The sequence below is a fragment of the Allobosea sp. 2RAB26 genome (genome assembly GCF_052115465.1).
GTDB lineage: Bacteria > Pseudomonadota > Alphaproteobacteria > Rhizobiales > Beijerinckiaceae > Allobosea.
The window spans coordinates 53978-68443 of record NZ_JBFRGS010000022.1; the positions used below are offsets into that span (position 1 = coordinate 53978).

Consider the following 14466-nt stretch of genomic DNA (forward strand, 5'->3'; position numbering starts at 1 on the left):
GAGCATGACGAGTTTCATGGCGACCGAGAGCGCACCGGCGCGCCGGATCTTCGGGGCATCCCGGTTCATCGTTTCACTTCCCATGTCATGTCCGTCTCATGGAGCGTCGCTCCATCGAGATCGTGCCAAAGCGTGTCCTGGACCTCGTCGCCACGACGAAGAATATCGGCGTTCCAGAAGCGACGAATGCGAAAGCCCTGCTCTTTCAGCCATGCGTCCCGAACGGCGTCATAGGTGCTTTCTGCATGCTGGCCGCCATCGGCTTCGACGATCAGTCGCTTCGACGGACACACGAAATCGACGATATAGGAACCGATCTGGACCTGCCGACGGAACTTGAAACCGCTGAACCGCCTGTCGCGCAGGAGGTGCCAAAGCTTGCGCTCCGCCTCGGTCGGCTCCTTGCGCATCGAGCGCGCGCGCTGGCCGAGCTTGGCACGCGGCGACGGCGCATGCTCACCTTCTCCCCCTGCGGGAGAAGGTGGCCGCGCAGCGGCCGGATGAGGGGTCGCGCTTCCCTCTCCGGTTGGAGCAGAATGAGACCAAGGCCGGCAAGCGTCGCGCGACCCCCCACCCCAACCCTCTCCCGCAAGGGGAGAGGGGGTTTGGTCGCGGTTCATCGTTTCACTTCCCATGCTGTCGTGGGCTCGCCGGTCGCCGGGTCCTTGCCATCCTTGAGCTGGATGCCCATCGCCGCAAGTTCGTCGCGGATGCGGTCGGACTCGGCAAAGTCCTTGGCGCGACGCGCTGCAAGCCGGCGCTCGATCAGATCGTCGACACGCGCCGCGAACCCGTCATCGGTCGCCGCCCGGACGAGGAACTCGTGTTCCTTTCGCCCCCAGGCCTGACGGTTCAGGCCGAGGAAATCGACGCTTGCCGCCAATGCGCGCGCAGCCTTCGGATCGCCGGCCTTCGCTTCGCGTGCGAGACCATGAAGCCGCGTCATCATCTTGGCCGTGTTCAGGTCATCGGCCAGCGCGGCGATGATTTCGGCATCCACGTCGCTTGGAGCGGCCTGCAGTTCCGTCGGAATGCCACGCAGGACTTCCTCCCAGCCACCGATGATGGACTCCGCCTCCTCCAGCGACTTCACCGTCCAGTCGATCGGCTGGCGGTAATGCGTCTTCAGCATCGCAAGGCGCAACACTTCGCCCGGCCATGTCCGGCCGCCGAAGGCATCGGTCTGCAGCAACTCGTTGATGGTGACGAAGTTGCCGAGCGACTTCGACATCTTCTCGCCTTCGACCTGCAGGAAGCCGTTATGCATCCAGATATTCGCCATGCGGCCGGCGCCGTCGGCACCGCCGAAGGCGCAGCAACTCTGGGCGATCTCGTTCTCGTGATGCGGGAAGACGAGGTCGATGCCGCCGCCATGGATGTCGAAGACATTCTTGGCGGGGTCATCGCAGGCGAGCCCGCCGCCGAAGGGCGCGAGCAGCTTCGCCATCGACATGGCCGAGCACTCGATATGCCAGCCGGGGCGGCCGGGCGTGGCGATGCCGGCCGGGGACGGCCAGCCGGGGTCGATGCCGTCGCGGCTCGGCTTCCACAGCACGAAATCCATGGCATCGCGCTTGTAGGGCGCGACATCGACACGGGCGCCGGCCATCATCTCGTCCAGCGAACGACGGGCGAGCGAGCCGTATTTCGGCGCCTTCCCCAGGCTCGCCACCGCCGGCACGTGGAACAGCACATGCTCCTCGGCAACATAGGCGATGCCACGGGCGATGAGGCGCTCGATGATCGCCTTCATCTCCTCGATATGGTCGGTGGCGCGCGGCTCGGCATCGGGGCGCAGGTTGCCCAGCGCATCGACATCGTTGTGGAACTGCGCCGTCGTCGTCTCTGTGACCCTGGCAATCGCCTCGTTCAGCGGCAGGCCCGGAAAGTCGCGGGCGGCGCGCGCATTGATCTTGTCGTCGACGTCCGTGAGGTTGCGGGCATAGGTGACATGCTCGGGGCCATAGAAATGGCGGAGCAGCCGGTAGAGCACATCGAAGACGATGACCGGGCGGGCATTGCCGATATGGGCGTAGTCATAGACCGTCGGACCGCAGACATACATGCGGACATTGCCGGGATCGATCGGCGCGAACGTCTCTTTCGTCCGCGTCAGCGTGTTGTAGAGCCTTAAAGTCGGCGTCATCGAAACGGTCCTGGCGAATAGGCGACGAGAAGCGTGGTCCGGGCCGCTGGCCGGGGGCGCTTTCTGTCGGGTCGTTTCAGGACGATGACGTGAGCAGCCGGCCAGCGAAAGCTAGCGGCAAATAATGCAAATCCGGATGGCGGCCTGCGTCATGAAAAACTGATTGCCTGTGCGCGGGCTTTGCGTCAAGAGGGCGCCCGAGTTTGTTGCGCCGCAACATAGCTGACGCCGAATTCATTCAAATTTAACGGACTGGAACCATCCTCATGCTTCGAAGGTTCTTTGGCCTGTCGGGTCACGAGGAAAGATCGAGAATGCGCCGCGCCATCGCCCTGATCGGCCTGTTCGGAATCGTCGGAGCCGGCCTCTCGCTCGCAGTCCTGCCGACCTCGAAGACGGTGGCCGCATCCAACGACCAGCGCATTTTCCTGATTCCGGCGAGCGACGGTTATGGCGTGGCCGACTGCCTGTCCTCGAAGACCTCGGAATGCGGCAAGATCGTCGCCGATGCCTGGTGCGAGGCCCAGGGTTTTGCGAAGGCGACAGCCTTCGGCATCGCCTCGCGCGAAGATTTCACCGGTTCGGTCTCGAAGCCTGTCATCACCGAACCGGCCGAACAGCCGCTCTCGATCACCTGCGGCGGCTGAGCCTGCGGCTCACCTCACCCAATCCGAGCATTTCGGCGCCTCGCCTACCCCGCCCCAGGGCATGATCGGGACGGTGGATGTCGAATTCTGCGGCGACCCGTCGATCAGCTTGTCGGAATAGACGAGATAGACCAGCACGTTGCGCTTGATGTCGCAGCCGCGCACGATCTGCATCTTCTTCCAGACCATCGAGCGGCGCTCGCGGAAGACGACATCGCCCTGCTCGAACTTCTCCTTGAACTTGATCGGACCGACCTGACGACAGGCGAGCGAGATCTCCGAGACCTCCTCCGCCACCCCGAACATGCCGGAGACGCCGCCCTTCTCGGGGATAGTGTAGTGGCAGGCCACACCCTCGACGATCGGATCGTCGACGCCATAGACGGCGAGCTTGTCGTTCGGCGTCAGCATCTTCCAGACGGTCGATTTCCTGAAGATCAGGTCCTCCTGGGCCTGTGCGGCCCCGGTCAGACCGAGCCCTAGCGCCAACAGAGCCAGGGCCAGGGCGCGTGAAGAGGTGGTACCACAGGCGCGCATTCTCGATCTCCTGACTGTTCCGCGTAGCCGGCGCCGCATATGGGTTCTGAGGCGAAGCAATGCCAGAGGCGTCCGATGCAGACCAGCAAGATGCCGGCGACGACGCAGCCGATCCTCGCGACGGACCGCCTCATCCTCAGGCCGAGAACCATTGAGGATCTCGACCATGTCATTGCAATGAATTCCGATCCGGAGGTGATGCGACACATCGCGCCAGTCGGCACCGCCTTCATGAGCAGGGAGGCAGTGGCGAAGCGCAGCTTCACCCATGTCGATCGGGGGCTGGGCTACTGGTCGATCAGCCCGCGCGAAAGCCCTGGCGCGTTGCTGGGCTATGTCGCGCTGTTCCCCGGCGCTCCGGCGACGGCGCAGATCGAGCTGGGCTACCGCTTCGAGACGCGCCATTGGGGCCGGGGTTATGCGACGGAGGCGGCCTCGCGCCTGCTCCAGCACGGTTTTGGCCCATTGGACCTAACCGAGGTGGTCATCCTCACGCACCCGTTGAACGCGGCATCCCTTCGTCTGGCGGAGAGGCTCGGTTTCCAGCGCGAGAGCGACCGGTGCTCATGGCTGATGGGCGATCCGCACTTCCTCTGCGCCTTCTTCCGCCTCGGCCGCGCCGGCTGGCTTGCCACCCATGACGCAGCCGCGGCACCGGTCGTCACACCGCCAGTGGCTTGAACACCAGATAGGCCGCGGCCAGCGCGCCGAGCACGCCGAGCGTGAACAGCACCAGCTTCAACTGCGTGAAGCCGCTCGCCATGGCGACATCGCCCGCCTCGACCCGGGGGTATTTGTCGAGCAGCCGGGCAATGACAAAATTCTCGACGACATCGCAGAGCCCGCCGAAGAGCCAGCCGCCGCCGCATAATGCCGCCACCCACCAGGGATAGCCGCGCATCGCGACGCCCGCGACGATGATCGCGCCGACGATCGCATAGGTCAGGGCGAAGGCGACATCGGCCGGCAGCACCCGGTGACGGTAGCGGTTGCGGCGTTCCTCGCCATAAGCTGCGAAGAGCTTTTCGACATCGGCAGCGTTGAAGCCGTTCCAGTCGCTCTCGAGCATGCGGGCCACGCCCTGACGGCTCGCCCAGAGCCCGGTGAGCCAGAACATCAACATCACCAGCGCCGGCCCCCACAGGAAGAACGAGAGCGGGATGGCGCTGGAATAGAGCGGAACGGGATCGATCATCGCGGCCAAGGCTCCGGCAGAGGAAATGCGACGTTACCGCGCCTCGCGCGCCAGCGCCAAGGCCTGACGCAGGATCTCCACGTCACCGATATGATTGACGAAGATCAGGACGAGCCTTGCATTGAGCGCCACGCTCTCGACCTCGGAGAGATCGCGATGCGCCTCCGCGATCATCCGGAACGCCGCGTCGGGATCGGAGAGATTCGGTTCCGTGACAAGTTCGCTGCTCATGCTGCGGCGCGCCCTTCCAGCCTCTCGATCGCGGCCGCCAGTTGCACAGGTGTCGCCTGGCGAAACCGCGCCGCGACATGGCCGTCAGGACGCAGCACGACGGCATCGCCCGGCGTCAATCCGTAACGTCGCGCCAGGGGCTCGTCTCCCCCATCTCTGGCGGGAACGTCGACCCACAAGGCGGCGGCAGGCGTCATGCTCTCGGCCGCCACCCCGCAGGCGATGATGACCGGCCGGCCCTCGGCCAGCGTCTCGCTCAGCCAGCGCCGCCCGCCGGCTGTGGATGGCAGCGCAGCGTCGTGGAAGGAGGTGCCCGCCGCGAGCCCCCCCTGCCAATCCGGGCCAGGCGTCGAAAGCGGCGACGCCAGATAGGTCGTCGGCTGCGAGAGACGCCCGGAATTGACGAAGCCCCGGGCGAAGCCGGCCTTGCCGGCCAGGGCAAGGGCCGCATCGCGCAAGACCCGCTCGCCTGGCGAGCGCGGCGCGATGAAATCCGTGGCGCGGGTCGAATGCAGGATATTCTCCTGCGCTGCTTCGACACGCTCCCTGTCATAGCTGTCGATCAGAGAAGCGGGACTCTGCCCTTTCACGACCAATGCCAGTTTCCAGCCGAGATTGTCGGCATCCTGGATGCCGGAATTGGCGCCGCGCGCGCCGAAGGGCGAGACCTGATGCGCCGCATCGCCGGCGAAGACCACCGGACCATGAACGAAGCGCGCGAGCCTGCGGCACTGGAAGCGGTAGACCGAGACCCATTCCAGCGCGAAATCGTCATGGCCGAGCATCTGCCGGATGCGCGGCCGCACGATCTCGGGCTGTCGTTCATGCTCGGGGTCGGCGTCGCGATCGAGTTGCAGATCGATGCGCCAGACATCGTCCGGCTGCTTGTGCAGCAGGGCCGACTGTCCGGAATGGAAGGGCGGCGCGAACCAGAACCAACGCTCGGTGGGGAATTCCGCCCGCATCTTCACGTCTGCGATGAGGAACTTGTCCTCGAAGGCCTCACCGCGAAACTCCAGGCCAAGCAGCGCGCGCGTCGGCGATCGCGCTCCGTCGCAGGCGACCACCCAGCCGGCATCGAACTGGTAGGGCCCATCCGGCGTCGCGATGGTCAGGAGCGCGCCGTCGCTACGAGGCTGGATGCCGGTGAGACGGTTCGACCAGCGCAGATCGATCAGCGCCTCCGCAGCCGCAGCGTCGGCCAACGCCGCTTCGACGTAATATTGCTGCAGGTTGATGAAGGCCGGCTGCTTGTGGCCAGGCTCGGGCAATAGATCGAACTCATAGAGCTGCTCCTGCCCGCGAAAGACCCTGCCCCGCTGCCAGGTGACGCCTTTCGCGACCATGCCTTCCGCGAGGCCGAGCCTGTCGAAGATCTCGAGCGTACGCTTGGCAAAACAGATCGCGCGCGAGCCCTCGCCGATGCGATCGGAATCATCGATCAGCACGACGGGAACGGCACGGCGCGCCAGATCGAGCGCGAGCGTCAGCCCGACCGGGCCGGCGCCAATGATGACAACCGGATGATGGGCCGGTTCGCGTGCATCCTGGTCAGGGCTGCGGCGATAGGCGAAACGGCGCAGCTCCGTCGTCATCCGATCGCCTCCGGCCCCTCGATCCCGAGCCCCCGCAGATCCGAGGCACGCCGGCCGGCATCGAAAGCGAGGAAATACTCATCGAGCTGCGGCGGCGCGACCGTCGTGCCGGCGAGCATGGCGTGGGCCTGGCCGCGATGATGGATCTGATGCTGGAAGAGATGCGCGAGCAGATCGTCGATCCGCTCGGGCACCTTGCCGTCATCGCCGCGATCGGTCTCGACCTGCCGTGCCAGCTCTGCCTCGCTCAACGCATCGCAGAAGGCGATCAGGCGGCGATCGGTCTGCCCCTGCACGATGAGGAGCGCGGCCGCGTCGAGCGGCCGGAAGGTATCGAAGACGGCGAGCCCGCGCCCGCCCTGCTCCAGGGCGTCGAGATAGAACTGATCGACCGAGAGATTGTGGTTCAAGGTCTCGTGGAGCGAGGGGAAGAAGCTCGTTCGCGTGGCCCTGAATGCCTCGTCGTCCAGTTCGGCGCAGGCGCGCAGCAGCCGGTCATTGGCCCAGCCATTGTTGCGGGCCGCCTTGCGCAGATAGGCGACGAGCGACACCGCCCTACCCTCGCAGGTCGAGCCACATCTGGCGATCGCGCTCGTCGGTCCAGATGCGGGGATGATCGAGCCCGTTGGCCTCGTCATAGGCACGCGAAACATTGAAGGGCAGGCAATGCTCGAAGATCACCCAGTCGCCATAGCCTGGCTTCAAAACGGCATGGACACGCTCGAAGGTCTCGCGGAGCGAGCGGCCCGCGCCGGCGTTCTGCTTCACGGCGTCATAGAGGTCGCTGAGAAAGGCGCGCGTGCCGCTGATGCCATCGGCGACCATCGCCGCATCGGTCAGCGCAGCGCCCCGGCCAGGCACCATCGCGACCGAGCCGAGGGCCGACAAATGGTCGAGCGTCGTCGGCCAGTCCTCGAAATGGGCATCGCCGCAATAGGGCGTCGCACCATATTCGACGAGATCCCCCGCGAAGGAGACCTCGGCATCGGGAATCCAGGCGACGATGTCGCCTGCGGTATGACCGCGCCCGAGCTTCATCAGCCTGACCTCGCGCTTGCCCAGCCAGATCGAGGCGGTGTCGGAAAAGGTCATGGTCGGCCAGGTCAGGCCCGGGCGGATCGAATCCGCGCCCTGGAAGAGCCGCGGAAACCGGCCGATCTCGCTCGCCTTGTCCTGCTCGCCGCGTTCCACGATCATCTCGCGGGCGACATCGGAGGCGACGATCTCGCGGGCGCTGTAGGCTGGCGCTCCCAGCACGCGGACCGCGTGGTAATGCGAGAGCACGACATGGCTGATCGGCTTGTCGGTGATCCTGCGGACGCGTTCGATCACGGTTTCCGCCATCTTCGGCGTCGCCTGCGCATCGAAGACGAGCACGCTCTCGTCACCGACGACGACCCCGGTATTGGGGTCGCCCTCGGCGGTATAGGCGTAGATGCCCCGGCCGATCTCATCGAAGGAAATGGTCTTCTCACCGAGATCGGCACTGGAGGCGAAGGCGGGCTTGTCAGTCGACATGGGGCAGCACGTCCTGTTCGATCGCACCGAAAATGGAAGAACCATCCCCGTCCTTCATCTCGATACGAACCGTATCGCCGAAGCGCAGGAAAGGCGTTGCCGCGGTGCCCGACTTGATGATCTCGACCATGCGCTGCTCGGCGATACAGGCGTAGCCGACGCCACCCTGCGCGATCGGGCGCCCCGGGCCACCTTCGTCGTCGCGGTTTGAGACCGTGCCGGAGCCGATGATCGTGCCGGCCGAAAGCGGGCGTGTCCGCGCGGCATGAGCAATCAGTGTGCCGAAATCGAAGGTCATGTCGATGCCGGCATTCGGCTGTCCGAAGGGCTGGCCGTTGAGCAGCGAGAGCAGCGGCAAGTGCAGCTTTCCGCCCTGCCATGCCTCGCCCAGTTCATCCGGTGTCGCGGCCACCGGCGAGAAGGCCGTCGGCGGCTTCGACTGGAGAAAGCCAAAGCCCTTCGCCAGTTCGTCCGGAATCAGGTTGCGCAGGCTGACGTCATTGACGAGCATCACGAGGCGGACATGGCCATGCGCCGCTTCCGCAGAGACCCCCATCGGCACGTCGCCGGTGATGACGGCGATCTCGGCCTCGAAATCGATGCCGTCCTCCTCGCTGCGGGTCCGGATCGGCTGGCGCGGCCCCAGCACGGCGTCGGATCCGCCCTGATACATCAGCGGGTCGCTCCAGAAGCTCTCCGGCATCTCGGCGCCCCTCGCCTTCCTGACGAGCGCGACGTGGTTCACATAGGCCGAGCCGTCGAGCCACTGATAGGCGCGTGGCAAGGGGGCTGCGCAATCATGCTCGTGGAAACGGAAGGATGGGACGGAGCCATGCTCCAATCCTTCTGCTAGATCGGCCAGGCGCGGCGCATGGCGCCCCCAGTCGTCGAGCGCGGCCTGCATGGTCGCGACCACGGGAAAGGCGTCCGTGGCGCGCGTCAGGTCTTTGGAAACCACGACAAGGCGGCCATCACGACCGTGCATGAGGGAAGCGAGTTTCATCTCTTTCCAATCCGTGACGAACACGCGAGATTGCGCGCAACAAACCTCTGGGAGATCAGCTTATGAAACGCCGCGACTTTTTGAAAACCGGTGCGCTGGCAGCGGCTGCCACGCCGGTCGCGATGCCGGCGATCGCCCAGTCGCAACCTGAGGTGAAGTGGCGCCTGACCTCGAGCTTCCCGAAGGCGCTCGACACGATCTACGGCACGGCCCAGCAATTCGCGAAATACATGTCGGACGCGACCGACGGCAAATTCCAGGTCCAGACCTTCTCCGCCGGCGAGATCGTGCCGGGCCTGCAGGCCCTCGACGCGGTCACCTCCGGCACGGTCGAATGCGCGCATACGCCGACCTATTTCTATATCGGCAAGGAGCCGGCACTCGGACTCGGCACCGGCATCCCGTTCGGTCTCAATGCGCGTCAGCAGCATTCCTGGTGGTTCTTCGGCGGCGGCGAGGAGATCATCAATTCGGCGCTGGCCAAATTCAATGCCTATTCGATCCCCTGCGGCAATTCCGGCTGCCAGATGGGCGGCTTCTTCCGCAAGGAACTGACCTCGCTCGATGATCTCAAGGGCCTGAAGTTCCGCATCGGCGGCATGGGCGGGGCCGTGCTGGCCAAGCTCGGCGTGGTGCCCACGCAGATCGCAGGCGGCGACGTCTACCCGGCGCTGGAGCGCGGCACGATCGACGCCGCAGAATTCGTCGGCCCCTATGATGACGAGAAGCTCGGCTTCGTGCGCGTCGCCAAATACTACTACTATCCCGGCTGGTGGGAGGGCGGCGCCATGCTGCATCTCGTCGTTGGCCAGGAGGCCTGGAACAAGCTGCCGAAGCACTACCAGGCCATCGTCCACCACGCCTGCGAGGCTGCCAATAACTGGATGCTGGCGAAGTACGATGCGGTGAACCCGGGCGGCCTGCGCCGGCTGGTCCAGCAGGGCGCACAGCTCAAGGCCTTCCCGATGCCGATCATGGAAGCGGCTCTCAAGGCGGCGGACGAGTACTATGCCGAGACCTCCGCCAAGAGTGAGTTGTTCAAGAAGGGCTACGACTCGATGGTCGCCTTCCGCGGTGAGAACCTGCTCTGGTGGCAGGTCGCCGAGCTGTCGTATGACTCGTTCATGAACCGGCTGCGGTCGCGCTGAGGCGCCGCCGGGACCACTAGATGGCGCCGGGTCAGACAAGTTTGATCCGGCGCGGTGCATGCGCCACCATCGCCTCGGCCAGGTGGGCGCAGACGGCTTTCGGGCGTGTGTCGAGCACGGGCTCGACCATCCCCGCCGCTTTGCCACGCTGCTTGCCGGCGCGCCGGCGCAGTTTCTTCCTGACCTTCCTCAGGGGCTTGATCGCGGCGGTTTCCACCAGTTGCCGTTCTGCCAGGTCGAGATCGACGACCGCGCCGAGATGGGTGCGTAAGCGCTCGACCGCCTCGATCTGCTCCTTGTAGTGACCGGGATCGGCGGGCTGGAAGAAGCTGAGCTGATAGCCGAGATCGATGATGCGGGTGCGCCAGGCGTGCAGGTGCTTCAGGCTCATCCGACGCGGATCACGGCGGGCCGCGCGTCGGGCCTTGCGATAACTGCGCCGGAATGCCGCGAGCAGGAAGCCCCCGCGCTCGCCGGCGACCGACCATTCCTCCATCCTGGCGGCGAGACGGTCGAGTTCCGTCTGCATGGACACAATGGTTTCCGGCAGCGGCATCGGGTCCGGCGGGGGCTCGAGCAGCCTGCCGCGTTCGCCGGGCAGCAGCTCCTGCAAGGTCCGCGCGACAACCGCGGCATCACGCGTCGCGCCGAAGTTCTGACGCAGGCGCTTGATATCGGCCCGGAGCTGCGCCGAATCCTGCTCCAGTGCGGCCGGCGAGAGCTTCAGCAGGGAACGCCACGCCTTCATCAGTCGCCGGAAATCATGAATGCCCTTGGCCGGATCGTTCTCCAGGCGGTCGAGCAACCTCCGGCCGTGCAACGGCATCTCGCGACAAACTGCGAGCCAATGCTGGGCCCAGAGCCGCATCAATGCCGGACCACTGGGCACCGCAGTGCGCGACGTCCGGGGGCGCGGGCTCCTGCCGCCGCTCAGCCGAACCGGTGCTTTCGCGGGTATCGCCAAGGCGCGCTCCTTGCGAAGTTCGGGAGCGCATTGAGCGACAAGCATTCGGGCTCCGCAAGTGCCTTGCAAGGATCGGAACGCTACCAGGCCTCGCGTCTCGTCGGATCGAAACGCTTCTTCAGGCCCTCCCAGCAGGCGCTGTAGTCCGGCTGCCGGGCGGGCAGGCTCGCGGCGTAGCCGGTGACGCGCTGGGGGAAGCGGGTCTCGAACATGAAAGCCATGGTCCCGGTCAGCTTCACGGGCTTGAGCTCGACCGTGCTTGCATGTTCGAACGCCTGCGCGTCCGGGCCATGCGGCAGCATCATGTTGTGGAGGCTGAAGCCGCCAGGCGTGAAGCCCTCCGGCTTGGCGTCATAGACGCCGTAGATCAGCCCCATGAACTCGGACATGATATTGCGATGATACCAGGGCGGGCGGAACGTGTTCTCCGCGACCATCCAGCGCTCGGGGAAGATCACGAAGTCGATATTCGCAGTGCCGGGTGTCTCCGAGGGCGCGGTCAGAACCGTGAAGATCGACGGGTCGGGATGGTCGAAGGAGATCGCCCCGACCGGCGAATAATGGCGCAGGTCGTATTTGTAGGGCGCGTAATTGCCATGCCAGGCCACGACATCGAGCGGCGACTGGCCGATCGGCGTGGAGAAGAGCTCCCCGCCCCATTTCGCATAGAGCGTCGACGGCGTCTCGTCGTCTTCATAGGCCGCGATGGGTGTCAGGAAATCGCGCGGATTGGCCAGGCAATTCGCGCCGATCGGGCCGCGATCCGGCAAGGTGAAGGAGCCGCCATAGTTTTCGCAGACATAGGCGCGGGCCGGTCCGCCCATCAGCTCGCAGCGGAAGACGACGCCGCGCGGAATGATGCAGATCTCGCCGGGCTCGATCTCGATCACGCCGAACTCGGTGCAGAAGCGCAACGCCCCCTCCTGCGCCACGATGAGCAGTTCGCCATCGGCGCAGAAGACGTATTCGCGTTCCATCGAGGCCGTGACGAAAACCATATGGGCGGCCATGCCGGCCTGGGTCTCGGCATCGCCAGCGGTCGTCAGCGTGCGCAGTCCGGTGAGGAAGGTCAGCGACTCCGACGGCATCGGAATCGGGCTCCAGCGCAGCTGTCCGATCGGCAGCTCGGCCTCGTCGCGGCAGGGCGCACTGCGGATCAGCCCCTTGTCGACCTTCTTCCAGCGCCCGCCATGCTTGACGCTGGGCCGGATGCGGTAGAGCCAGGACCTCTCGTTCGAGGAGCGCGGCGCGGTGAAGGGCGAGCCGGAAAGCTGCTCGGCATAGAGGCCATAGGCGGGCCTCTGCGGCGAATTGCGGCCGACCGGCAAGGCGCCGGGCAGCGCCTCGGTCTCGAAACTATTGCCGAATCCCGACATGTAGCGCGTGCCGGTCGCGGCCTGGCGCAGCGGGGCTGTATGAATCTGTGCCTGGACATTCATGAGCATTTCCCCTTCCGCTGCCGGACCGCTTTGACAAGAACGCAGGTTCCGGAAAGATCGGAGCGGGCGTCCCGCCCCGACCTCAGCTAGTTACAGATGAAACTAATGTCAACGCAGCCCGAGCCTCCCCCACCCGGCGACGAAACGACCTTGCGGCTGGAGCAGTTCCTGCCCTATCGGCTGAACGTCGTCGGCCATTTCGCCAGCCGCGCGCTCGGACGAATCTATAGCGAGCGCTTCGGCATAGGCATTCCCGAATGGCGCGTGATCGCGCAGCTCGGCGAATTCGGAAAGCTGACCTCGCGCGACATCGGCGAGCTGTCCCAGATGCACAAGACCAAGGTTTCGCGCGCCGTCAGCGAACTCGAGAAGCGCGGCCTGACGTCGCGCAGCGAGAATCGCGAGGACCGGCGCGAGGCCTTCATCAGCCTTACCCCCCGCGGCTCCCGAACCTATGCCGAGATCGTGCCGCTGGCGCTCGCCTTCCAGGCGCGCTGGACCGAGGGACTTCCGGCAGAGGAGCTGCGCGTGTTCGAACGCGTGCTTTCGATTCTCACCGAACGGGGCCGCCATCTCGCCGGCAGCTATCACGAACGCGAAGGCTGAATTGCCGCTTGCCGCCAAATATGGCATGCCGGGCCTCGCCATGGCCGTCCGCCCGAATCCGCGCCGCGCCATCGCAGGACCCGTCCTTAGTTCCGTCGCGTTTGGCAGGTGAAACTCCCGCAAAGCGATTGCCCGGTTTCCGGGGCGGATCGAACAAGCAGGTAATATGGCCCGACCGGCGATGAGACTACGACTAACCCGGCGCCTCGGCGCGATGCTGCTGGCCTTCTCGGCGATGGGTGGAGCGGCGCTGGCGCAGTCGCCCGCGTGCAATGCCTGGCGCAGCGAACTCGCGAGCCTGCAGGGCCAGCGCGGCGGCGATCCGCGCGCCGCGCAGCAGGCGCAGCGCGTCGGCGCCCAGCTCTCGCAAAGCGTCAGCCAGTTCCGCGCAATGGGCTGCGAACGTGGCGGTTTCCTCTTCTTTGGTGCGCAGGCGCCCCCGCAATGCGGCGGCCTGCAGGCACAGATCAACCAATTGCAGTCCCAGTACACGGCACTCCAGCGCCAGGCACAGGGCGGAGCTGCCGAGCAGCGCCGCATGCAGCTCGCCGCAGCGATCGAGACCAATTGCCGGGGGGGCGGGCAGCAGCGCGGCTTCTTCGAGACGATCTTCGGCATCGAGCCTCGCCGCGGTGAGATCGATTCGACCATACCCGAACTCGATCCGGACATGCAGCCGCTCGATTCGGAGAAGCCCCGCCAGGGCGGCCCCAATACGGTCTGCGTCCGGACCTGCGACGGCTATTTCTTCCCGCTCGCCAACAGCCCCGGCGGCCGCGACGGCCAGGATGAAATGTGCCAGGCGCTCTGCCCGGGGACGGAGACGCTGGCCTTCGGCATGAGCACCGGCGGCGACATTCAGAATGCGGTCGCCCGTGGGAGCGGGACGCCCTATTCGTCGCTGGCGAACGCCGGAAAATACATTCGAAGCTTCGATTCCGCCTGCACCTGCCGGGCGCCGGGCCAGAGCTGGTCCCAGGCGCTGCGCAATGCCGAGGAGCTTCTCGACAAGCGCAAGGGCGACGTCATCGTCACCGAACAGCGCGCAGCCGAGCTGTCGCGGCCCAAGCCCGATCCCAAGCGCAGGACCGCGACTCCCGCGCCGGCTCAACAACAGCCGATCCTGTCTGATGCCGACGACAAGCCGATGCCGTCCGAGAATTCGCCGACTTCGGGCACGGAGTCGGCCGGCATGGGTCCGCAGAACGTCGAGCCCGAGAAGGTCGTGCAGCAAGGCGACGGCGTGAAGAAGGAGAGCCGCAGCGTCACCGGCGAGCGGCGCACGGTCAGGATCGTTGCGCCCAACCTCGCACCCAATCTGGGCCCCGCAGTCGCGCGGCCCTGACGCCGGCAGCGCCGCCGCAACGGCGCCTCGTCCGTCGGCGGCGAAGGCTGCGGCATGCGCCAGAGCGGAGAGCGGCGTTTAAATACCCCGCG

The 14466-nt window shown here is 65.8% G+C and carries 16 protein-coding genes; 5 read left to right on the top strand and 11 right to left on the bottom strand.

Annotated elements, in window-relative coordinates; all coding sequences use genetic code 11:
- Window positions 1-65: 65 nt before the first annotated feature.
- Both AB4118_RS29340 and cysS read right to left on the bottom strand, forming a co-directional pair.
- Window positions 66-635: an endonuclease domain-containing protein gene (locus AB4118_RS29340; RefSeq protein ID WP_441493073.1), complete on the bottom strand. Its 570-nt coding sequence runs from the start codon at window positions 633-635 to the stop codon at window positions 66-68.
- Window positions 617-2146, bottom strand: coding sequence for a cysteine--tRNA ligase (cysS, locus tag AB4118_RS29345; protein WP_441493074.1), 1530 nt, complete (start codon window positions 2144-2146; stop codon window positions 617-619). The genes AB4118_RS29340 and cysS overlap by 19 nt, the downstream gene beginning before the upstream one ends.
- 314 nt (window positions 2147-2460) lie before the next feature.
- Here cysS and AB4118_RS29350 point away from each other — a divergent pair, with 314 nt between their 5' ends.
- The gene (locus AB4118_RS29350) at window positions 2461-2793 is read left to right on the top strand and encodes a hypothetical protein (RefSeq protein ID WP_113512928.1); all 333 of its coding nucleotides are present in this window, start codon (window positions 2461-2463) and stop codon (window positions 2791-2793) included.
- A 9-nt stretch (window positions 2794-2802) separates the two neighbouring features.
- Here AB4118_RS29350 and AB4118_RS29355 read toward each other — a convergent pair whose 3' ends face one another.
- Window positions 2803-3330 (bottom strand): CreA family protein, encoded by a 528-nt coding sequence (locus tag AB4118_RS29355; RefSeq protein ID WP_441493075.1) that lies wholly within the window; start codon window positions 3328-3330, stop codon window positions 2803-2805.
- 75 nt (window positions 3331-3405) lie between these two features.
- Here AB4118_RS29355 and AB4118_RS29360 point away from each other — a divergent pair, with 75 nt between their 5' ends.
- Window positions 3406-4011 (top strand): GNAT family N-acetyltransferase, encoded by a 606-nt coding sequence (locus AB4118_RS29360; protein ID WP_441493076.1) that lies wholly within the window; start codon window positions 3406-3408, stop codon window positions 4009-4011.
- Here the strand turns inward: AB4118_RS29360 and AB4118_RS29365 are convergent.
- Genes AB4118_RS29365 through AB4118_RS29390 form a run of 6 tightly spaced genes read right to left on the bottom strand, consistent with a single transcriptional unit; the run spans window position 3992 to window position 8872 of the window.
- Complete coding sequence (locus tag AB4118_RS29365) at window positions 3992-4525, bottom strand: hypothetical protein (protein WP_441493077.1); 534 nt, start codon at window positions 4523-4525, stop codon at window positions 3992-3994. The genes AB4118_RS29360 and AB4118_RS29365 overlap by 20 nt on opposite strands.
- A gap of 33 nt (window positions 4526-4558) precedes the next feature.
- The gene (locus tag AB4118_RS29370) at window positions 4559-4756 is read right to left on the bottom strand and encodes a DUF2783 domain-containing protein (protein WP_441493078.1); all 198 of its coding nucleotides are present in this window, start codon (window positions 4754-4756) and stop codon (window positions 4559-4561) included.
- Entirely contained in the window at window positions 4753-6351 is a 1599-nt protein-coding gene (locus tag AB4118_RS29375) for an FAD-dependent oxidoreductase (RefSeq protein ID WP_441493079.1), read from the bottom strand. The genes AB4118_RS29370 and AB4118_RS29375 overlap by 4 nt, the downstream gene beginning before the upstream one ends.
- Window positions 6348-6902: a DinB family protein gene (locus AB4118_RS29380; protein WP_441493080.1), complete on the bottom strand. Its 555-nt coding sequence runs from the start codon at window positions 6900-6902 to the stop codon at window positions 6348-6350. Before AB4118_RS29380 ends, AB4118_RS29375 begins: the two co-directional genes overlap by 4 nt.
- A 4-nt stretch (window positions 6903-6906) precedes the next feature.
- Complete coding sequence (locus AB4118_RS29385; protein WP_441493081.1) at window positions 6907-7869, bottom strand: MBL fold metallo-hydrolase; 963 nt, start codon at window positions 7867-7869, stop codon at window positions 6907-6909.
- Entirely contained in the window at window positions 7859-8872 is a 1014-nt protein-coding gene (locus tag AB4118_RS29390; protein ID WP_441493082.1) for a fumarylacetoacetate hydrolase family protein, read from the bottom strand. Before AB4118_RS29390 ends, AB4118_RS29385 begins: the two co-directional genes overlap by 11 nt.
- A 62-nt stretch (window positions 8873-8934) precedes the next feature.
- Between AB4118_RS29390 and AB4118_RS29395 the strand changes: the two genes are divergently transcribed.
- Window positions 8935-10020 carry a TRAP transporter substrate-binding protein gene (locus tag AB4118_RS29395; protein WP_441493083.1) on the top strand — a complete coding sequence of 362 codons (1086 nt, stop codon included), beginning with the start codon at window positions 8935-8937 and terminating at the stop codon, window positions 10018-10020.
- A 31-nt stretch (window positions 10021-10051) separates the two neighbouring features.
- On the opposite strand, the gene AB4118_RS29400 is transcribed toward AB4118_RS29395, so the two are convergent.
- Complete coding sequence (locus tag AB4118_RS29400; RefSeq protein ID WP_441493084.1) at window positions 10052-10846, bottom strand: CHAD domain-containing protein; 795 nt, start codon at window positions 10844-10846, stop codon at window positions 10052-10054.
- Between the two features lie 218 nt (window positions 10847-11064).
- Window positions 11065-12423 carry a homogentisate 1,2-dioxygenase gene (hmgA, locus tag AB4118_RS29405; protein WP_441493085.1) on the bottom strand — a complete coding sequence of 453 codons (1359 nt, stop codon included), beginning with the start codon at window positions 12421-12423 and terminating at the stop codon, window positions 11065-11067.
- Window positions 12424-12528: 105 nt separating this feature from the next.
- Between hmgA and AB4118_RS29410 the strand changes: the two genes are divergently transcribed.
- Both AB4118_RS29410 and AB4118_RS29415 read left to right on the top strand, forming a co-directional pair.
- The gene (locus tag AB4118_RS29410) at window positions 12529-13029 is read left to right on the top strand and encodes a MarR family winged helix-turn-helix transcriptional regulator (protein ID WP_441493086.1); all 501 of its coding nucleotides are present in this window, start codon (window positions 12529-12531) and stop codon (window positions 13027-13029) included.
- Window positions 13030-13210: 181 nt separating this feature from the next.
- Complete coding sequence (locus AB4118_RS29415; protein WP_441493087.1) at window positions 13211-14374, top strand: DUF2865 domain-containing protein; 1164 nt, start codon at window positions 13211-13213, stop codon at window positions 14372-14374.
- Window positions 14375-14466: the final 92 nt, after the last annotated feature.